Source organism: Azospirillum oryzae, assembly GCF_900177515.1.
Classification (GTDB): domain Bacteria; phylum Pseudomonadota; class Alphaproteobacteria; order Azospirillales; family Azospirillaceae; genus Azospirillum; species Azospirillum oryzae_A.
In genome coordinates this window covers 2,510,942-2,528,523 of the sequence record NZ_FXAK01000007.1, presented here as the reverse complement: position 1 = coordinate 2,528,523, position 17,582 = coordinate 2,510,942, and the positions used below count along the sequence as shown (strand labels likewise).

The 17,582-nt window shown below is 65.0% G+C and carries 24 protein-coding genes and 1 pseudogene; 20 read left to right on the top strand and 5 right to left on the bottom strand.

Features of this window, described 5'->3' with window-relative positions:
• Positions 1 to 27: 27 nt before the first annotated feature.
• Positions 28 to 681, top strand: a pseudogene (locus B9N97_RS24455) (phage capsid protein); the annotation flags it as partial.
• 300 nt (positions 682 to 981) lie between these two features.
• Positions 982 to 2,130, top strand: coding sequence for a beta family protein (locus tag B9N97_RS24450; RefSeq protein WP_167393350.1), 1,149 nt, complete (start codon positions 982 to 984; stop codon positions 2,128 to 2,130).
• Here the strand turns inward: B9N97_RS24450 and B9N97_RS37055 are convergent.
• The 4 genes from B9N97_RS37055 to B9N97_RS24430 all read right to left on the bottom strand — a co-directional run bounded on the left by B9N97_RS37055 (position 2,021) and on the right by B9N97_RS24430 (position 4,980).
• Positions 2,021 to 2,659 (bottom strand): sce7726 family protein, encoded by a 639-nt coding sequence (locus B9N97_RS37055; protein ID WP_085090272.1) that lies wholly within the window; start codon positions 2,657 to 2,659, stop codon positions 2,021 to 2,023. The two genes, B9N97_RS24450 and B9N97_RS37055, sit on opposite strands and share 110 nt — an antisense overlap.
• A gap of 116 nt (positions 2,660 to 2,775) precedes the next feature.
• Positions 2,776 to 3,903, bottom strand: coding sequence for a tyrosine-type recombinase/integrase (locus tag B9N97_RS24440; RefSeq protein WP_085090271.1), 1,128 nt, complete (start codon positions 3,901 to 3,903; stop codon positions 2,776 to 2,778).
• Complete coding sequence (locus B9N97_RS24435; RefSeq protein WP_085090270.1) at positions 3,839 to 4,153, bottom strand: helix-turn-helix transcriptional regulator; 315 nt, start codon at positions 4,151 to 4,153, stop codon at positions 3,839 to 3,841. Before B9N97_RS24435 ends, B9N97_RS24440 begins: the two co-directional genes overlap by 65 nt.
• A 68-nt stretch (positions 4,154 to 4,221) precedes the next feature.
• Positions 4,222 to 4,980, bottom strand: coding sequence for a hypothetical protein (locus B9N97_RS24430; protein ID WP_085090269.1), 759 nt, complete (start codon positions 4,978 to 4,980; stop codon positions 4,222 to 4,224).
• 391 nt (positions 4,981 to 5,371) lie between these two features.
• Between B9N97_RS24430 and B9N97_RS36840 the strand changes: the two genes are divergently transcribed.
• Positions 5,372 to 5,506 (top strand): hypothetical protein, encoded by a 135-nt coding sequence (locus tag B9N97_RS36840; RefSeq protein WP_280174796.1) that lies wholly within the window; start codon positions 5,372 to 5,374, stop codon positions 5,504 to 5,506.
• 355 nt (positions 5,507 to 5,861) lie between these two features.
• On the opposite strand, the gene B9N97_RS24425 is transcribed toward B9N97_RS36840, so the two are convergent.
• On the bottom strand, positions 5,862 to 6,536 hold the full coding sequence (locus B9N97_RS24425) for an XRE family transcriptional regulator (protein WP_085090268.1): 675 nt from the start codon (positions 6,534 to 6,536) through the stop codon (positions 5,862 to 5,864).
• Between the two features lie 93 nt (positions 6,537 to 6,629).
• On the opposite strand from B9N97_RS24425, the gene B9N97_RS24420 reads away from it, so the two are divergent.
• Genes B9N97_RS24420 through B9N97_RS24345 form a run of 17 tightly spaced genes read left to right on the top strand, consistent with a single transcriptional unit; the run spans position 6,630 to position 17,163 of the window.
• Positions 6,630 to 6,869 carry a helix-turn-helix domain-containing protein gene (locus B9N97_RS24420; RefSeq protein ID WP_085090267.1) on the top strand — a complete coding sequence of 80 codons (240 nt, stop codon included), beginning with the start codon at positions 6,630 to 6,632 and terminating at the stop codon, positions 6,867 to 6,869.
• 30 nt (positions 6,870 to 6,899) lie between these two features.
• On the top strand, positions 6,900 to 7,034 hold the full coding sequence (locus tag B9N97_RS36835) for a hypothetical protein (RefSeq protein ID WP_280174795.1): 135 nt from the start codon (positions 6,900 to 6,902) through the stop codon (positions 7,032 to 7,034).
• A 3-nt stretch (positions 7,035 to 7,037) separates the two neighbouring features.
• A complete protein-coding gene (locus B9N97_RS24415) occupies positions 7,038 to 7,274 on the top strand; it encodes a hypothetical protein (RefSeq protein WP_085090266.1) in 237 nt (78 codons plus the stop codon).
• Positions 7,275 to 7,285: 11 nt separating this feature from the next.
• On the top strand, positions 7,286 to 7,774 hold the full coding sequence (locus B9N97_RS24410; RefSeq protein ID WP_085090265.1) for a RuvC family protein: 489 nt from the start codon (positions 7,286 to 7,288) through the stop codon (positions 7,772 to 7,774).
• A gap of 17 nt (positions 7,775 to 7,791) precedes the next feature.
• Complete coding sequence (locus B9N97_RS24405) at positions 7,792 to 8,280, top strand: hypothetical protein (RefSeq protein ID WP_085090264.1); 489 nt, start codon at positions 7,792 to 7,794, stop codon at positions 8,278 to 8,280.
• The gene (locus tag B9N97_RS24400; RefSeq protein WP_085090263.1) at positions 8,280 to 8,522 is read left to right on the top strand and encodes a hypothetical protein; all 243 of its coding nucleotides are present in this window, start codon (positions 8,280 to 8,282) and stop codon (positions 8,520 to 8,522) included. Before B9N97_RS24405 ends, B9N97_RS24400 begins: the two co-directional genes overlap by 1 nt.
• A gap of 4 nt (positions 8,523 to 8,526) precedes the next feature.
• A complete protein-coding gene (locus B9N97_RS24395) occupies positions 8,527 to 8,730 on the top strand; it encodes a hypothetical protein (protein ID WP_085090262.1) in 204 nt (67 codons plus the stop codon).
• Between the two features lie 2 nt (positions 8,731 to 8,732).
• Positions 8,733 to 9,578 (top strand): ATP-binding protein, encoded by an 846-nt coding sequence (locus tag B9N97_RS24390; RefSeq protein ID WP_085090261.1) that lies wholly within the window; start codon positions 8,733 to 8,735, stop codon positions 9,576 to 9,578.
• A 13-nt stretch (positions 9,579 to 9,591) separates the two neighbouring features.
• Positions 9,592 to 10,350, top strand: coding sequence for a hypothetical protein (locus B9N97_RS24385; protein WP_085090260.1), 759 nt, complete (start codon positions 9,592 to 9,594; stop codon positions 10,348 to 10,350).
• A gap of 4 nt (positions 10,351 to 10,354) precedes the next feature.
• Positions 10,355 to 10,579 (top strand): hypothetical protein, encoded by a 225-nt coding sequence (locus B9N97_RS24380; protein ID WP_085090259.1) that lies wholly within the window; start codon positions 10,355 to 10,357, stop codon positions 10,577 to 10,579.
• Positions 10,580 to 10,632: 53 nt separating this feature from the next.
• On the top strand, positions 10,633 to 10,932 hold the full coding sequence (locus B9N97_RS35975; protein ID WP_244560876.1) for a DUF6511 domain-containing protein: 300 nt from the start codon (positions 10,633 to 10,635) through the stop codon (positions 10,930 to 10,932).
• Positions 10,932 to 11,714 carry a hypothetical protein gene (locus B9N97_RS24370; protein ID WP_244560875.1) on the top strand — a complete coding sequence of 261 codons (783 nt, stop codon included), beginning with the start codon at positions 10,932 to 10,934 and terminating at the stop codon, positions 11,712 to 11,714. Before B9N97_RS35975 ends, B9N97_RS24370 begins: the two co-directional genes overlap by 1 nt.
• Positions 11,711 to 12,061 (top strand): hypothetical protein, encoded by a 351-nt coding sequence (locus B9N97_RS24365; RefSeq protein WP_085090258.1) that lies wholly within the window; start codon positions 11,711 to 11,713, stop codon positions 12,059 to 12,061. Before B9N97_RS24370 ends, B9N97_RS24365 begins: the two co-directional genes overlap by 4 nt.
• Before the next feature lie 4 nt (positions 12,062 to 12,065).
• Positions 12,066 to 12,641 (top strand): MT-A70 family methyltransferase, encoded by a 576-nt coding sequence (locus tag B9N97_RS24360; protein ID WP_208621244.1) that lies wholly within the window; start codon positions 12,066 to 12,068, stop codon positions 12,639 to 12,641.
• Positions 12,638 to 13,177 (top strand): hypothetical protein, encoded by a 540-nt coding sequence (locus tag B9N97_RS24355; protein WP_085090256.1) that lies wholly within the window; start codon positions 12,638 to 12,640, stop codon positions 13,175 to 13,177. Before B9N97_RS24360 ends, B9N97_RS24355 begins: the two co-directional genes overlap by 4 nt.
• Positions 13,170 to 14,519 (top strand): ATP-dependent DNA helicase, encoded by a 1,350-nt coding sequence (locus B9N97_RS24350; RefSeq protein WP_085090255.1) that lies wholly within the window; start codon positions 13,170 to 13,172, stop codon positions 14,517 to 14,519. Before B9N97_RS24355 ends, B9N97_RS24350 begins: the two co-directional genes overlap by 8 nt.
• On the top strand, positions 14,512 to 17,163 hold the full coding sequence (locus B9N97_RS24345) for a primase-helicase family protein (RefSeq protein ID WP_085090254.1): 2,652 nt from the start codon (positions 14,512 to 14,514) through the stop codon (positions 17,161 to 17,163). The genes B9N97_RS24350 and B9N97_RS24345 overlap by 8 nt, the downstream gene beginning before the upstream one ends.
• The last annotated feature ends 419 nt before the right edge of the window (positions 17,164 to 17,582 follow it).

The following is a 17,582-nucleotide window of genomic DNA, read 5'->3' as shown; positions in this document are numbered from 1 at the left end:
GCAGGAACGCGAAAGGAAAACATCCCCATGTCGACCAGCATCGCCCAGGCTTTCGTCAAGCAGTTCGAGCGCGAGGTCCACGAGGCCTACCAGCGCATGGGCTCCAAGCTGCGCAACACGGTGCGCAGCAAGAACAACGTGCAGGGCGCCTCCACCGTCTTCCAGAAGGTGGGCAAGGGTGCCGCCTCCACCAAGTCGCGCCACGGCGCGGTTCCGGTGATGAACCTGGACCACACGCCGGTGGAATGCGCGCTGTACGATTTCTATGCCGGCGACTGGGTCGACCGGCTGGACGAGCTGAAGACCAACATCGACGAGCGCCAGATCATCGCCAATGCCGGCGCCTATGCGCTGGGCCGCAAGACCGACGAGCTGCTGATCGCCGAGCTGAACAAGTCCGTCAACTATGCCGGCGGCGCCACCGACGGGCTGACCAAGGCGAAGATCCTGGCCGCCTTCGAGATGATGGGCGAGGCCGACGTGCCGGACGACGGCCAGCGCTTCGCCGTCGTCGGCTGGAAGCAGTGGAGCCAGCTGCTGGGCATCGAGGAGTTCGCCAGCGCCGACTATGTCGGCTCCGACGAGCTGCCCTGGCGCGGCACCCAGGCCAAGCGCTGGCTCGGCACGCTGTGGCTGCCGCATTCCGGCCTGACGCTGAACGGCGGCGTCCGGCTCTGCCACTGAAAGCCAACGACATTGATTTCGCTGCGTTTTTCAGCCGTTTTGCAGGAGTTTGCAAACGCCGTTTTCTACCTAGAAAGCCAAGCAATGCCGCTAAAAACTATAAGATGTTGAATCCAATTTCGGATTACCTAATCTTGATAGGATGCGGCAATAAAAGAACCGGCCGAGCGCCAACTCGGTCGGTTCCTGTGCCGTGACAACGTGTTGCCTTGGCACTGCCTTCTGCATACCTGTGTATGTAAGCGACACGGTGGTCAGGCGTCAAGGCAACTCGCAACCATGTCAGTTGGAGCTGCTATGTTTGACCAGAACCACTACGTTCCCCTTCTGAAATGCAAGCGTGGTGAACTTAATGCTGTTGCTGCGCTGACACCGGCCGCAAGGCGGTGGATGACGCCACTATTTGATCTCCTGTACGAGGCTGATTTCGATCCCAACGCTTCAGGCATTGATGCGGCATTCGATGCTCGCGCTGTGCGATATGTTCCGCAACTCGTTCAAAGCTGGGGCATCAATGCTCCACTCTTCATCGATGCCGGCCAAGTGGAAGCCCATGCCCGTGTCGGTGGTACCACGCACATTGTGACTGCTGTGTTCAGCGATGCGCGAACCGCAGGTCTTCAGGCTGTACCGGTAACGAGCTTCGACCGCGACCCCGCTTATCAAGCGGCGGTGCGGAATGCAGTTTCCATCGATAGCCGAGGGGCCTGCCTCCGGCTTGAACTTGCAGACCTCGATCGACCAAGTCTTGCTCTCGATCTGGCAAACCTAATGGCGTCGATTGGTGCGCCAGCGGATCAGTGTGACGTGATCGTCGATCTCAGCGCGGTCGATTCCGTTTCAAACCCTGGTCTCCTGGCCAGAATGATCGTTGCAGGTCTCCGTGCGCTGCCCTATGCGGCAATTCTGCGTTCGCTGACGTTGGTCGGCGGAGCGTTCCCGCAGGCACTCGGAGGTTACGCGGTCGGCACCCATACAATTCCGCGGATCGACTGGCTGATCTACAACGCTGTTCGCGGGGCTACCCTCCCACGCATTCCTGCCTATGGCGACTATGCAACGGTGCATCCGGTTCTCGGTGACATTGACCCCGTTCTCGTAAACCCAAGCGCAAGTGTTCGTTATACGCGGGAAGATTATTGGCTTGTACTTCGAGGGCAGGGGGTAAAGACGCCGGGCGGTGGTAAGTACACCCAATTCTACACTCACGCAACAACACTAGTTTCTCACCCAGACTACTGCGGTTCTCATTTCAGCGCTGGTGATCAGGAGATCCATGACATTGCTTCGGGCACCGCAAAAGCTGGGAACTTGGAAACTTGGGTCCGAATTGGGGTCAACCACCACATAACCTTCGTGGCGGGGCAGATGAGCGCCATTGCGTCCGGGCCTTCAGGCACGTCCTCACCTGGTCACGGAGCTGCTCCAGCGGCATCACTTCCGTAAGGCGCCTATAAAGTACAGCGCGGCTTTTGCCCTTCATACCCTTGGCTGCTCCTGCAGCTTGGAGGAGGGCAAGAGCCTCGTGGCTCCAGAGAAGGGTCGCAACGGCTTCGGCATCAATTGATCGATTTAGCTTCGGGCGTCTAATATCTTCAAAGTGGACAGCCCGTCGCGGTCCGCCGATAGCTAATTTTAAGCCCCACCAATCCGGAATAATTGCCTCGGCTTTTTCTCGGTGAGCGGCTCCGCACACAAGAGTTACTTTGTCTAAGCTACGGCAGTAAACTTCGATCTGAAAAGGCAACCTTTCCAGGGTATCTGCATCGCTTTTTATCTCGTAACCGTGGATGCTGCCATTAATGACCGCGACATCTACTCTGCAGGTTCCATGCTCAAGCCCAAGCTCGTCTAGAACAAGGGTGTCGGGTTCCTCATGGTGCTCAGCCAACACCTTCCTATGGAGAGCGCTTCTTACTTCGCTATCCTTGACAATAACCTTGCGGCTGCCGCGTTGAGTGGCCTCCGTTGTCATAGCTACCGTTTTCGCCCCGTGGAACCCGGAGCCTGTTCTAAAGCAAAGAGACTCGGCAGTGGAGACGCGATTTTGCAACACTCTTCACTGGAGTTGGGTAGCTCGTGAGGGAGCGCCTAACGCACCAAGGCCACTACGTTTCGATCCCCTGGCTCGGCGGCCGACCGCGCCAGCTTTCCAAACGCCCCCAGCGCCAGCTTCCTCGTCCGGGCCTGATAGTCGCGCAGGCTGGTCTCTGACCGGCCTGCATGTCCGGAGATCGAGGACACTTCGGCGTCGGTGCAGCCGGCCTCATAGAGCCGCGTGATGGCCGTGCCGCGCAGGTCGTGCCAGTGCAGGTCCACATCCTCGCCCAGGACCTTATCGCGCAGCTTGCGCCATTGGTAATCGACGTTGCCGGGCTCCAGCGCCCGATAGCCCCGCTCGCCGTCCCAGGGCAGCAGCGCGCCGCCGCAGTCGGGTAGGGCGAGCAGCTCCTCCATCAGCTCCTGGAGCGGGGGCAGGGCGAAGACCGGGATCCACACCTGGGCGCCGGTCGTCTTCCGCGTTTTCGTCGGGATGATGTGCAGCCAGCCGTCGCGGTATTGGTCGCGCCGGATGCTGCACATGTCCCGCTGGCGCACCGCGGTCAGCAGGGCGAACCGGATCGCCCGCGCCAGATGCGGCGGAGCGGCGGCCAGCAGGGCGGCCTCCTGCTCGCTGGTCAGGATGATGTCCTTGCGGGAGCCGTGGCTGGTCAGGCGCTTGATGCGGGATGCGTGGTTCACATCGACCATGCCGCGGTCGTAGGCGAACTGCAGCAGCAGCGACATGAGGCCGGTGATCTTGTCGGCCTTCGCCGGTGTGGCGGCCAGCTCGTCGCGCCAGCGGTAGAAATCCTCCCGCACGCGCCGGCGGCTGAGATCGGTCAGGGTCTGGAATTCGAACCGGTCGATGATCTCGCCGATCATGCGGTCCCGGTCCCGGCGCGTCTTCGGCACCAGGACGAGGTATTCGGGGCTCTGCTGATAGGCGTGGCCGATGACCTTCCAAGCCGACTCGGGCTTCTTGGCCTTCGCGCGGCGCGGCCGGCCGGCGCGGCGTGCTCGGCGGAGGCTGGCCTCGAACTCGGCGGTGCCCGGCTCTCCCTCCAGCTTCTGATTGGTCGCGCGGTCGTAGTGGTAGAAACGGACGGTGCCGTCAGCGAGCGTGCGCCTGACGCTGTTTATGCCTTTTGGCTTCGTGGGCTTCGCGCCGCCGGTCATAGTCGTCGTCCTCCGCTTCCTGCATCTTCGACGCGAAGGGGCCGGAGTCAACAGCCCGGTCGATTGCGACCCGATCCCAGGTGATCCGGCCTTCCCGGGCGCCGCGTCGGACGCCCGGTGGCCAGATACCGGCGTTCACCTCCTCGTCGAAGGTGGTTGTCGACACCCCGAGGTAGGCCGCAGCCTGCTCACGGCTGAGGAAGCGCGGCCAGAAGGGCAGGGCGGCCATGTCATCGAGTCGCGCGACCATGCTGCTACCGATCCTCCGGGTGGGTGTCGCGCCGGTTTCCAGTTCCGGCAAGGACAAGCGGGGTAGTGTCAACCGGCATCGGCCGGCGGCGGGAGGGCCGGCCCGACGACCCGGCCGATGACGATGACGTTCTCGTGCGAGCGGTATCCCTCCGAGCTTCGGACGCCATCGTCGACGCGCCCGATCCAGCTCAGGCAGTGGTGGAAGAGGAAGTGCCGGTCGGGGGCGTCCTCCAGCAGCGTGTAGAGTCCCAGATTGCCGTTACGAAGTCGCACGGCGACACGGTCGCCCTTCCGGTAGCTGGGTGGCGTCATGTCGATCAGCTGGCCCTGGACGACGGCATAGCCTTCGCGCAGACCCACCAGCCCGGCCGGCGGTGCCGCGGCGATCTTCGGCGCTTCCCTGGTCGATCCCTCGAGGCGGAGCCGGTACTCGTTCGGCGCCTTCTGGTGCGGCCCCTTCCGGCGCCAGAGCAGCTTGCGGTCGACCAGGGCGTTCACGACGGTGCTGACCGAGGAGTAGCGGACACCGCTGCCGGCGGCCACGTCCGACAGGGCGATCGGCATCCACGACTCGGCCGACAGCCGGGGCTCCATGTAGGCCCAGACCAGCCGGGCCTTCTCCGGCAGGTCCACTGAGAGGCCGGGTGGACGACCGCGACGAGGCGCGTCGTTGGCGACCTGGGCGATCTCGCCGGTCAGGAGACCGCGCCGGTAGGCCATGAAGACCTCGATCACCTCTTTGCGGACCTGGGCGGCCTGGGGCGTCCGGGACAGCATGCAGATGACCAGCACCTGACCCTCGTTGAGCCAGTAGATCGTGACCATCGTAACGCGACCTTTGCCGCTACGGATTGGCTCACACGTGGTGTGAACCAATCCGTAGCTCTCTAACTCGGCGCGGTTTCGCTCGATGGATTGACGGATGTTGAGAGGCTGAGCCATGCCAAGCCGCTCTGCGACTCTAAGGTCGCGAATACGAGGCTCGTCGTTCGCGAACCCCTTCAAGTCTGCCGATGAAAGGGGCGCAGTCCCTTCCCGACTAATCAAGCTTGGCGATGCTGCAACGCAAATCATTGCATCCTCCGACCCATATGTGTAGGTTGTGTATGTCACACATTTCATAAGCGACATACACATGTCAAGCATATTGCCTACATCCAGTGTCCCGCTTAGGTTCGGCTGCATGGCTAGCGAACCAAAGACAGAGCGCATTCAGATGCTGATGGAGCCGTCATTGCGGCGCGCGATCCGTGAATGGCGCTTTGCGAATCAGGTCGATACTGAAGGCGAGGCAATCCGACGTCTCATCCAGATTGCACTAGAGGTCGAGGCGGAGAAGAAGCCTTCCTGACCGCGTCGGCCAGCGGTTTGGTGAGTTGGTTCGTGACATGGTGTCGCAAACTGGTTTCTCAGTTCTGCCGATAAACCAAACTGGGCTGTTGGCCTGTGGCCACCGACGATCATTTCACGCGCCGTGTGGAATGATGCACTCGACGAGTGCATCATCAGTGCCCCGAATTTTCTGCTCATACTGAGGCGATTTGCGGGTAACTCCCGCAAATTCTGCATCGCCCCACCGCGGGGCGGCCTGCCCAAACAAAAGCGCCTCCCTGGTTGACCGGCGGGCTTGATGCCCAGCCGCAGGGAGACGCTATGCCGACATGGTGTTTTCAGTCCAGAGCTTTCTAAATCCAATCCGGTATGGGTTATGGCTCCTGTAGTCCGACGACGGTATGGACGGTGTCGAGGTCTTCCTCGGCCACGGTGAACTCCCGCGCCTCCGGCTGGTACTCCCGCAGGACCACGCCCTCCGGTGACCGCCGAACGAATTCCTTGATCAGGATGGCTTGGTTGCGCTTCACGACGATTACGCCGGCGCCGCAGGCCGGGGGCTTGTACGGGTTGATGTGAAGGATCTGAGCCGGTCGGAAACGGGGCATCATCGATTCGCCGACCACATACATACCGTACGGATCGCGGGCGTTCTTCAGGTAGTCCGGTTTCTTCACCCAATCGATGGGGCCGTCCTCCAGGAACATCTCCTGATCGACACCGCCGCGGGCTGCGGCGCGGACTGGCATGTTTTCGTGAGGATTGTTGGGAAGGACTAGGGCTTGAGGCTGCGCGGTGATTGCGTTGCGGAGGGCCCTTGTAGTGTTCTTGAGCTCCGATCCCGATAAAGGGGGCTCTATGAGGCCCAGCCCTAAAAGCGCCGCGGGCTCGACGCCCAACGGCTTCGCAAGTTTCACGGCCCAGTCGACGGTCATCTTCCGCTGACCGGCTTCCAGCTTGTTGATCTGCGGCTGCGAGGTCCCGGCCAGTTCTGCCAGCTTCTCTTGGCTCAACCCGGCGGCCTGCCGCAATTCGCGCAATGTGCTCATGCTTGAACGATACCGTACTGGTATTAGAAAGTCCACACCGGTTTGCACATACCGCTTGCCGCGATAATCTGAATTGGTGTAATCCAATTCGTTATGACGCTGGACCAATGGTTAGCCCTCGCTCGGCACACGGAAACGTCCTTCGCGGCCCTCATCGGTTCGACCCAGGCAGCGGTCAACCGGTACCGGCGCGGCAAGCGCATCCCTCAGCCTGACGTGATGGCCAGGATCGTGAAGGAGACCGGAGGTCTCGTCACGCCGAACGACTTCTACGGCTGCACCCTGGAAGTCAAAGCCCTCGAACCGAAGAGCGCCGCTCCGCAGCCGCGATAGCGCGCTCACAGCCTGGACGGAGACCTGTCGATGGTGGTTCCGATCAACGCGCCGAAGGGCGCGAACGCCCGCGCTTTGCCTATTCTCCCGCTGATCGGCAATGCGGTTGCGCTGGCCCTGCTGTGGGCTGGGCTTCTGGCTTTCAGCCTGATCATCGGCGGGTGAGCCATGAAAGGCCGCCCTCTCATCAAGCTGCTGACGGCCGAGTTGGCCCGGCATGGTATCGCCGATTACCGCCTGGGACGCGCCAAGAAGCACCCCCGCCTGTGCTTCGTGGCGAACGGTCGGAAGCACGCCTTCACCTTCTCCCCGAACGGCTGGGATGGCCCGGTCCGCCTCGTCTACCTCGCCAAGCTGCGCGCCACGCTGCACCGCGCCGGCTGCTCCCCTCTCCCCACCGACTGAAAGCCTTCCCCATGGCCGTGATCCTCGGCATCGACCCCGGCTTGTCCGGTGCCCTGACCTATCTCGACGGACCCTCGATCCGGGTCTACGACCTGCCGGTGCTGCAGCTCGCCCGCGGCGGGAAGAAGAAGACCGAGCCTGACTTCATCGAATTGGCCCGCGTCATCCAGGGCGAGCTGCGCCCCGACGTCGCCGTCGTCGAGCAGGTGGGCGCCATGCCCGGTCAGGGCGTCAGCTCCATGTTCGCCTTCGGCAAGACCTTCGGCGGCATCCTCGGCGCTCTGGCCGCCTTCAACATCCGCACCGAGATGGTGCCGCCGCAGACCTGGAAGCGCTGGCATCGCATCCAGAAGGACAGCGGCAAGGACGCCTCCCGCGCCATCGCCAAGAACCTTTTCCCCACCCAGGCTGGCCTCTTCGCCCGCGTGAAGGACGACGGCCGCGCCGAGTCGGCGCTGATCGCTTGGTGGGGCCTCCACCAGAACTTCACCACCCCCTGACCCGGAAAGGTTCCCCCATGAGCAACCGTGTGACCCTCGACCAATTCCTCGCCATGCAGCATGGCGAACGCGCCGCGCTGCCGGTGGACCAGCTCCACCTCCTGCAAGAGGAAGTCAGCGCCCTCGACAACCGCCTGAAGGCCGTCAAGGCGGCGCTGGAGGCCGCGCTGCTGGTGCGCTTCGGCGAGCGTGCCACCGCCCAGCGCCGCGTCCTCGGCAAGGACAGCGGCAAGGTGACCCTGGCCGTCGGCGATTTCATCGTCGCCGCCGATCTGCCGAAGAAGCCGAAGTGGGACCAGGACAAGCTGGTCGACATCGAGGCCCAGCTGCTCGACATGGGCGAACCTGTCGGCGATTACCTGACCGTCGAGCGCAAGGTCAGCGAGCGCGCCTACACCAGCTGGCCGGCCAGCCTGCGCACCCTGTTCGAACCGGCCCGCACGCTGGAGTTCGGCAAGCCCACCTTCAAGATCGAGCCGGCGAAGGCCGGCGGGGTGGCCGCCTGATGGCTCAGGAACTCCGCATCACCCTGAAGGCGACCATCCCCGTCGAGGACGGCGACGCCTTCGCCCTGGCCGAGCAGGTCGCCGACACCAAGGCCAAGCTGAAGGAGCTGACGGACCACATCGTCGGCGCCGGCGGCGAGGCGATCATCACCTCCAAGCTGGTCTCGCCCCGCAAGCGCGACGACGCGGCCGAGGAGCAGGGCGAACCCGCTCCCACCGGTGCCGAGCCGGGGGAGGGCTGACCCGATGGCTCGGACCAAGGACGAGTGGCTGGCGGCCTGCGCCGCCCGCTTCCAGGCCCGGCAGGCGGCCACCTCGGACGACGCCTGGAAGCTCGCTCCCGCCTGCTTCGACAACGCCGTGAAGATCTTCGGGACGGAGGAGGGGGCGATCGCTTCCTCCCCGGAGGAAGCGGCCGACGAAGAAATCTCCTGCTGGGAGGGCAGCTGACCATGGCCTTCAAGATCACCACCGCGACCGAGCGGATGGAGCGGCCACGCGGCAAGAAAGGCGTCATCGTCGGTCCGTCGGGCATCGGCAAGACGTCGCTCCTGTGGACGCTCGACCCAGCCACCACCCTGTTCGTCAACCTGGAGGCCGGCGACTTGTCGGTGCAGGGCTGGACGGGCGACTCCATCGAGGGCCGGACCTGGGACGAATGCCGGAACCTCGCCTGCCTGATCGGCGGGCCGAACCCGGCGCTGCGCCCTGATCAGCCCTATTCCCAGGCCCACTATGACTTCGTCGTCTCGGATTCCGGCGGCATCGACCTGTCGAAGTACAAGACGCTGTTCGTCGACTCCATCACCGTGGCGTCGCGTCTGTGCTTCCAATGGGCCAAGGGGCAGCCCCAGGCCTTCACCGAGAAGGGAAAGCCGGACACCCGCGGCGCCTATGGGCTGCTCGGCCAGGAAGTCATCGGCTGGCTGACGCAGTGGCAGCACACGCCGGGGCTCAACGTCTGGCTGGTCGGCATCCTCGACAAGAAGGTCGACGACTACAAGGTGCCCTACTGGTCGATGCAGATCGAGGGCAGCAAGGCCGGTTTGGAGATCCCCGGCATCGTCGACCAGCTGATTTCCATGGTCGAGATGCGCCCGATCGACGGCCCGCCTTACCGCGCCTTCGTCTGCCACACCATGAACGAGTGGGGCTATCCGGCCAAGGACCGTTCCGGCCGGCTCGACCTGATCGAAGAGCCGCACCTCGGCAAGCTGATGGCGAAGATCGACGGGCCGGCCCAGCCGGCGGCCGAACGCCTGACGCACACCATTCCCACCAACACCCCCGCGACCTGAAGGAGTTCGAGCGATGCTCGATTTCAACGACGCCGAGCCGCAACGCTCCGGCGACCTGATCCCGCCCTGCTACGCCAAGCTGAAGGGCGTCATCCGCCCCGGCGGCGTCGATGGCTACGCGCCCGGCGACCAGGGTTTGCTGAAGGCCAGCAACAGCAGCGACGCGATGATGCTCGACTTCGAGTTCACCGTGATGATGGGCCCGAACGCCAACCGCAAGCTGTTCACCAACATGGTGGTCAGCGGCGGCAGCGTCGACGAGAAGGGCGTGTCGAAGGGCTGGAAGGTGTCGAAGTCCATCATGCGCGCCATGGTGGAGTCGGCGCTGGGCATCCGCCCCGACGACATGAGCCCCGCCGCGGTGCAGAAGCGCCAGCTCCCCAACTTTGCGGCGTTCTCCGGCATCGAGTTCGCCGCCCTGATCGAGGTGGAGAAGGGCAAGCCGAAGCCGGACGGGTCCGGCAACTACGACGACAAGAACGTCATCAAGACCGTGATCACGCCCGACCGGGCCGAGTGGCAGGCCATCATGAACGGCCAGGACGTGCCGCTCCCGGCGAAAGCCGGTGGCGCTACCGGCGGTGCGCCGGCCGCCGGAAAGCCCGCCTGGGGCGGCGGCGCCGCGACCGCAAGCCCGCCGGCCCAGGCGAAGCCCGCCGCCGGTCCGGCCTGGGGTGGCAACGGTGGCACACAGCCCGCCGCCCAGCAGCAGGCCGCCCCCGCCCAGCAGCAGCCGGCCAAGGCCGCCGGCCCGGCTTGGCTGAACGGCTGATCTCGTGACCGACGACGAGTTCCAGGCACACGCAACCCGGGAAGCGGCGAAGGCGATTGGCGAATGGCTCGAAGCAACCCTCCAACTCGACCGTCAGCTCCGGACACTCCGGCTCTTCGAGTTGGAGGCCATCGCGGCGGCGGCAATCAGCCGCTACGTGGTGGTGGCGTCGGGGGAGGCCGCAAAGGGCAACACGACGCCGGTCGACTCGCTTCTCTACGGCGGATGACCGCGCCGCACGCCTGCGCCGTCTGCGGTTTTCAGGACCGGGGGTTCATCTTCGTGGATCCCCATCGTCCCGCCGCGCCGGTGCGCCGCTTCTGCAGCATGCACCACCTGAAATTCTGGTCGTCCACCTCCAGGAGGAACGACGGCATGGTCGACATGACCAAGATGGAAAAACAGGCCATCAAGGATGCCCGGCGCCCGTTCGCCGAGGCACTGACCGAGCTGGGCCTGATGGAGCCCTTCTTCAACCGCTCGGCCGAGGACATCGACCGGCTGATCACCGCCGCCGTTACCGGCTTCAAGAAGTCGATGGACCGGCAGTCGCCGCTGACCGACGACGAGGTGCCCTTCTGATGGGCGCCGCGCTGATCGACCTCAACAGCGGCTCGGGCTTCGTCCCCGGTCAGGCTCCGGCACCGCCGTCGCTGAACGACCTGATCGACGCCGGCCTGCGCCGGCGGGCGGAAAGGGAGCAGCGGCGGACCTACCTCGGCGGCTCCCGTCTGGGCGTGGAGTGCCTGCGGGCGCTCCAGTTCGAGTTCACCGGAACCCCGGTCGATCCCGGCCGGGAGTTCTCCGCGCAAATCCTCCGTGTCTTCGAGCGGGGCCACCGCTTCGAGGACATGATGGCCGGTTGGCTCCGGCTGGCCGGGCTGGACCTGCGCACCGAGCGCGCCGACGGCCGCCAGTTCGGCTTTCGGACGGCTGGCAGCCGGATCGCTGGTCATATCGACGGCGTCATCGTCGGCATGGCCGACGGCTCGCCCTGTCCCATCGCCACGCCCGCCCTGTGGGAGTGCAAGGCCCTCAACAACAAGTCCTGGCAGGACACCCGCAAGAAGGGCGTCACGATCTCCAAGCCGGTCTATGCCGGCCAGATTGCGACCTATCAGGCGTACATGGAGCTGACCGACGCTCCTGCGATCTTCACCGCGATCAACTCCGACACGATGGAAATCCTCGTCGAGGAGGTTCCCTTCGATCCGGCGCTTGCGCAGCGCATGACCGACCGTGGCGTCCAGGTGCTGGAAGCCACCGACGCCAACGAGCTGCTGCCGCGCATCGCCCTTTCCCGCGACCACTTTGGGTGCCGGTTCTGCAGCTGGCAGGACCGGTGCTGGAGGCTCCCCGCATGACCTCTTTTCCGCTCCCTCCCGGCTTCGCGCTGGACGACATCGTCGCCTTGACCCTCATCGCCGCTGAGATGGCGCGCGTCCGCACCGCGGAGCAGCGTCCCGCCGACGGAGATGCCGTCTACACCGACGGCGACTTGGCCGCCGCCGGTGGCGTCTACCTGCTCAATGCCGGCGCTTCCGATCTCGTGCGGGCCGACTACCCGCCCGGCAAGCCCTGCGACCTCTGGCCCTGGGCCAACGACCAGTGGAAGCCGAAGAGCCCCATCCGTGATGCGGTGCGCGGCTGCGCGCTGGGCGCCTTCGAAATCTCCCGCCGTCTCCGGGCCGGCGAACCGGTGGAGGGTTGATCACGTGACCTCCTCCCCTTGGCCCTTCGGCGAACTGATACCGCTGCGCTATCGCGTGATCTTGGCCGATCCCGCATGGATGTTCTCCCTGCGCAGCCCGAAGGGCGAGGGGAAGTCGCCGCAGGCCCATTACCGCTGCATGCCGCTCGCCGACATCCAGGCCCTGCCGGTGTCGCAGCTGGCGGCGCCGGACTGCGCCTGCATCATGTGGGCGACGGCGCCGATGCTGCCGCAGGCGATCGATACGCTCGCCGCCTGGGGTTTCGCTTTCAAGAGCGCTGGCGCCTGGGCGAAGCAATCGCCGACCGCCGCCAGCTGGGCTTTCGGGCCCGGCTACATCTACCGCTCCGCCGCTGAATTCTGGCTGCTCGGCACCATCGGCCGACCGGCCCAACGCTCCCGCTCCATCCGCAACCTGATCGTCGCCCCGCGCCGCGAGCACAGCCGCAAGCCCGACCAGATGCACACCGACATCGAGGCGCTGTTCGACGGCCCCTATGTCGAGCTGTTCGCACGGTCGCAGCGGCCGGGCTGGGATTGCTGGGGCAACGAAACTACGAAATTCGAGGCCGTCGCATGACCGACCCCATCAAGCCCCCGATGATCCGCACCCATCACTTCGGCGGCCGGGAAATGCCGCTCATCACCGTTCTGCGCGCGCTGGCCGCGCAGGAAGGCAACGACGGCGACGAGGGCAACGCTATGCAGATGGCGGCCGACGTGCTCACCAAGCTGATGACCGAGATCGAGCGGCTGACCGTCATGGCCGACGAGCCCACCACAAAGCGCGTGTGGGACGGCATCCAAGTCATGGCCGCACTCTTCGCCGATCCGGACCACATGCCGACCGTGCTGGAGTTCCAAGCAGCCTTCGAGGCCGCGTTCGTGATCAGCGGCAAGCCCTACGACGTGGAGCGCATCAAGGCGGAGTGGCAGGCCGACTATGCGGCCTTGACGGTCGAACGGGACCAGATGCGGGCGGTACTGACCGGCCTCGCCGATCTGGTGCAGCACGAATGCGGGGTCGAGCCCTGCGCCGCATCCATGGCTCCGGCCGAGCATTACCTCGGGCTGGCCCGTGACCTCCTCCAGCCGAAGGACGCCACCCATGGCTGACATCACCCCGTCCGCCCTGCAGGCCCAGGCCATCGCCGAGACCACGGCTTGGTTCAAGTCGGCCGACAAGAAGCAGCAGCAGGTTTTCCGCATCTTCGGCTATGCCGGTACCGGTAAGACGACGATCCTCAACCTCGCCATCAAGGAGCTGGGCCTCTCCGCCTTCTGCCCGGTCGGTGACGACGTCAAGGAAGGCGAGGACACCGGCGGGCATCAGAGCGGCCGGGGTGTGCTCTACGCCGCCTTCACCGGCAAGGCCGCCTTGGTCATGTCCCGCAAGGGCACGCCGGCCAGCACCATTCACAGCCTGATCTACCGCGTCTCCGAACCCACGAAGGAGGAGATGGAGCGGGTCAAGAAGGAGATCTCCGACATCGAGGGCAAACTGGGTGCGCTGGGACCGGCCGAGCGGATGCTGATGGAGGCGCAGGCCTCCCAGTTGAAGCTCCGGCTGAAGGACATGCACAAGCCTGCCTTCATCCTCAACACCGAATCGGCCGTCCGCGACGCCAGCCTGATCGTGCTGGACGAGGTGTCCATGGTCGGCGACGACATGGCCCGCGACCTGCTGTCCTTCGGCAAGCCCATCCTGGTGCTGGGCGACCCCGGACAGCTCCCGCCGATTAAGGGGGAGGGTTACTTCGTCCAGGCTGAGCCGAACGTCATGCTGACCGAGATCCATCGACAGGCCGGCGAGAGCGCAATCATCCGCCTTGCCACCATGGCTCGCCAGGGCCAGCCGATCCCCTACGGCCAGCATGACGATTTCGTGTGGAAGATGCGTCGCCTGGAGGTGGGGCCGGCGCAGATGCTGAACGGCGGACAGGTCATCTGCGGCAAGAACGCCACCCGCATGCAGCTGAACAACGCCATGCGGCAGGCGGCCGGCTTCTCCTCGATCTACCCGAGCGGGCAGGGCGAGAAGATCATCTGCCTGAAGAACCGGAACGACCTCGGCGTCGTCAACGGCATGTTCCTGACCCTGACCGACATCGAGGACGTCAGCGACATCAGTTTCAAGGCGCGGGTGACGACGGAGGATGGCAACCCGGTCGGCCCACTCGACGAGGACGGCAAGCCCGAGAAGCAGATCCTCTACAAAGGCCACTTCGACGACCATGTCCGCGTCGATAAGGACCGCGACCAGCGGGATTACTGGCACAAGCGGACCCTGATGGAAACGTCGTGGGGCTGGGCCATCACCGGGCACAAGAGCCAGGGCAGCCAGTGGGAGAACATCGTCGTGGTCGACGATGGCCTGGGCCGCACCATGGAGGATCGCTCCCGTTGGCTCTACACCGCCATCACCCGCGCCGAGAAAGGCTTGGTGCTCCTTGGCTGAAGTCCTGCTCCCGGTGCCGCCCAGCGCGGCGGCGCCCTGGATCCTTGACCTGAACCCGGACGAGCCGCCGGCGCGCCCGTGGGTGCTCGACCTCAACCCCGATCCGGACGAGCGGTCGCGCCGGTCTGCCCGTGCGGAGCGAGATGAGATCGACGCGGCGCTTCGTGATCAGGTCGAAGCGCTGGTGACGCACCTCCGCGGCGGCCCGAATCCGGCCCTGTCCACTGACACCCAGTTGCGCTACGGCACCAAGGGCAGCCTCCATGTCTGCGTCGCCGGCAAGGAGAAGGGCCGGATCACCGACTTCGAAGCCGGCGGCGAGAAGGGCATGGGCCCTATCGACTTCATCATGGCCGAGCGGATGCTGCCGGTCGGCGAGGCTTTGCGTTGGGCTGCCGACTGGCTCGGCCTGCAGCCGCCACCCCCGACCCGGCCGGAGGTGGTGGACGAAGGGGAGCCGACCGACACCAGCGCCTGGGCCCGGCAGCAGTGGGGCGAAGCGACCAGCGCCGCTGGCACGGTGGCGGAGCGCTATCTGGTCGATCACCGCGGCATCGCGCTGGAAGCGGTGGAGAGATTGGTCGCGCTCGACCTGATCCGCTTCCACCCCGGACACCGCGCCAGCAGTAAGCCGGGCTCGCGCAGCTGGTCCGCCATCCTGTTTCCGATCTTCGACCAAGCCGGCGAGCTGCAGGCCATCCAGGCGGTGCGGCTGAACCCCGTCACCGGCCGGAAGATCACCGGCACCTCCAAGATCAGCAACGGACCGCTGGCCGGCCATGGGTTGATGCTACCCGGCGATGGTGGCGTCATTCTGGCCGAGGGGCCGGAGAACGGCATCAGCGCGTGGCAGGAAACCGGCCGGCCGGTGCTGATCGCCTTCGGAGGCATCGTCAAGGTGCAGGACTGGCCGCCTGCCGGCGCCGTGGTCACGGTGCTGGCGGATGGCGACGCTGTCGGCTCCGCCGCCGCGAAGTCGCGGGCGAAAGCCTGCGACGCCATGGCCGACCGCGGCGTGACCGTGCTGGTGACCGATACGCCCGACGGCATGGACGCGAACAAGCTGCTGCTCGACCCGGCGGCCGGCGACCTGCTGGCGCTGATCAACCACCCTCTGCATTGGAGCGATCCAGCGCCGGTGGCCGAAGCCGCCCCAACCGCCTGGCAGCCGGTCGACGGCGACCTGTCCGCCCGCATCGGTGCCCTGACCAAGGACACCGCGGCGAACGACCCGGCGGCGATCACGGCGGTGCTGTCGGAGATCGCCGCTTCCCGCATGGACCCGATCCAGCAGCGCGGGCTGCTCGAACGGGTGAAGCGACAGACCGGCATGTCGGTGCAGGTGCTGGAGAAGGGGATCAAGGCCACGCGCAAGCAGGCCATCGCCAACCGGGAGGGCTTCGCCGACATCTGCAAGCGCTACGTCTATGTGAAGGCGACGGACTGTTTCTGGGACCGGGTGACCTGCGAGATGGTGACGCTCCAGTCGGTGCGGAATCACCACTGGCGTGATATGCCGGCCGGCGAAGGCGGCCCCATCAGCCCGCTGGAGGTGATGCTGCAGGACCCGCACCATGGGTGCGACCGGGCCGACAGTGTGACGTTCCTTCCGCGCGCGCCGACCATCATCGAGGCGCCCGGCGGCCTGCGGCAGCTCAACATGTGGACGCCGCCGGACGTTGCGGCCATCGCCGGCGACGTCACGCCGCTGCTGGATCACCTCTGGTACATCCTCGACCAGGACCCGGCGGCGGTGGAGTTCGTCCTGGACTACCTCGCCCACCTCGTCCAGTTCCCGGAAATCAAGATGCGCAAGTGCGTCCTGATCATCGGCGTGCCGGGCATCGGCAAATCCATCGTGTACGAGTGGATGATGCGCCTGCTCGGGCCGAAGAACTGCACCCCCGTGGAGGAAAGCGACCTGCGCAGCCAGTTCAACGACTGGGCGGACGGTGTGCAACTCATCGTCGTGCATGAGCTGATGGCCATGGAGCACAAGGAGGTGATGAACCGGCTGAAGAACTACATCACGGATCCGACCATCCGGATCAACCGGAAGCAGCTCGCGACCTACCGCTATGAGAATCGGGCCAACTTCCTGATGGCCAGCAACCACCGCGACGCGGCGCAGATCGAGAAGGGGGACCGACGCTATTTCATCTGGCACAGCAAGGCCAGACCCCGGCCGTCGACCTACTATGACGCACTCGGCGCGTGGTTCGATAACGGCGGTGCCGAGGCGATGCTGCACTTCCTCGCCACACGCCCGCTCGACCGCTTCAACCCGTTCTCGCCCGCGCCCCTCACCCAGGCGAAGGCCGAGATCATTGAGGAGAGCCGGGCCGGGATGGACGGCTATCTGCACGAGGCCTGGGAGACCGAGCGGGCGCCGTTCCAGCACGACCTCGTGACGGTGAACGACGTCATCGACTTCATGGCCAAGGACAAGAAGATCAGCCTCTCCCACAAGAAGGTGTCGCTCTTCCTGCGCTCCATCGGCGCCGAGCTGCTGGGCAACAAGCGGCTGGACGGCGGCCGACAACAGAAGGTCTGGGCGATCCGTGACCAGGAACGATGGATGGAGGCTCCGGAGCGCGCGATCGCGCTCGCCTACCGATCCGCCTGGACCCTCCCCGATGAATGATCCGCCGCGCCCCTCGCGCCGCCCTTCGCGCCGTCCCGGTCACCATGCCGGGACGGCGTTTCCATTTTCAGCTTGCGCCGGTTCGGGGCAATGCGACGGGTAACGCGACGGATCGAGAAGCGAACGGTCGCAGCAAAAATGCGAGCAATTTCAATGCCTAACATCTATTTGCGACGGTTGCGACGGATGATGTATGTACTATACACGCAGTGAAGAGTGTGTGTTTGATGGGGGGGCCTATATACACACACGTTATGCATTAATAATGGGGAGAAACCGTCGCAACATTCGCAGCCGTCGCGGCACCGATAAAGCTTTGATCTGTCTTTGAAATTCCTGCTGACGTTGGCGCGACGGTTCAATTTAACCTCCGCATAACACCTTTCGTTTAACTTGCATGGTGCGCACTACCTCATTCC

Coding starts and splice junctions, on each gene's coding strand:
- B9N97_RS24365 (WP_085090258.1), top strand. CDS start 11,711: ATGACCTCTTTTCCGCTCCCTCCCGGCTTCGCGCTGGACGACATCGTC.
- B9N97_RS24420 (WP_085090267.1), top strand. CDS start 6,630: ATGACGCTGGACCAATGGTTAGCCCTCGCTCGGCACACGGAAACGTCC.
- B9N97_RS36835 (WP_280174795.1), top strand. CDS start 6,900: ATGGTGGTTCCGATCAACGCGCCGAAGGGCGCGAACGCCCGCGCTTTG.
- B9N97_RS36840 (WP_280174796.1), top strand. CDS start 5,372: ATGCTGATGGAGCCGTCATTGCGGCGCGCGATCCGTGAATGGCGCTTT.
- B9N97_RS24370 (WP_244560875.1), top strand. CDS start 10,932: ATGGGCGCCGCGCTGATCGACCTCAACAGCGGCTCGGGCTTCGTCCCC.
- B9N97_RS37055 (WP_085090272.1), bottom strand. CDS start 2,659: ATGACAACGGAGGCCACTCAACGCGGCAGCCGCAAGGTTATTGTCAAG.
- B9N97_RS24400 (WP_085090263.1), top strand. CDS start 8,280: ATGGCTCAGGAACTCCGCATCACCCTGAAGGCGACCATCCCCGTCGAG.
- B9N97_RS24430 (WP_085090269.1), bottom strand. CDS start 4,980: ATGGTCACGATCTACTGGCTCAACGAGGGTCAGGTGCTGGTCATCTGC.
- B9N97_RS24385 (WP_085090260.1), top strand. CDS start 9,592: ATGCTCGATTTCAACGACGCCGAGCCGCAACGCTCCGGCGACCTGATC.
- B9N97_RS24390 (WP_085090261.1), top strand. CDS start 8,733: ATGGCCTTCAAGATCACCACCGCGACCGAGCGGATGGAGCGGCCACGC.
- B9N97_RS24415 (WP_085090266.1), top strand. CDS start 7,038: ATGAAAGGCCGCCCTCTCATCAAGCTGCTGACGGCCGAGTTGGCCCGG.
- B9N97_RS24405 (WP_085090264.1), top strand. CDS start 7,792: ATGAGCAACCGTGTGACCCTCGACCAATTCCTCGCCATGCAGCATGGC.
- B9N97_RS24395 (WP_085090262.1), top strand. CDS start 8,527: ATGGCTCGGACCAAGGACGAGTGGCTGGCGGCCTGCGCCGCCCGCTTC.
- B9N97_RS24410 (WP_085090265.1), top strand. CDS start 7,286: ATGGCCGTGATCCTCGGCATCGACCCCGGCTTGTCCGGTGCCCTGACC.
- B9N97_RS24435 (WP_085090270.1), bottom strand. CDS start 4,153: ATGGTCGCGCGACTCGATGACATGGCCGCCCTGCCCTTCTGGCCGCGC.
- B9N97_RS24355 (WP_085090256.1), top strand. CDS start 12,638: ATGACCGACCCCATCAAGCCCCCGATGATCCGCACCCATCACTTCGGC.
- B9N97_RS24350 (WP_085090255.1), top strand. CDS start 13,170: ATGGCTGACATCACCCCGTCCGCCCTGCAGGCCCAGGCCATCGCCGAG.
- B9N97_RS24440 (WP_085090271.1), bottom strand. CDS start 3,903: ATGACCGGCGGCGCGAAGCCCACGAAGCCAAAAGGCATAAACAGCGTC.
- B9N97_RS24450 (WP_167393350.1), top strand. CDS start 982: ATGTTTGACCAGAACCACTACGTTCCCCTTCTGAAATGCAAGCGTGGT.
- B9N97_RS24425 (WP_085090268.1), bottom strand. CDS start 6,536: ATGAGCACATTGCGCGAATTGCGGCAGGCCGCCGGGTTGAGCCAAGAG.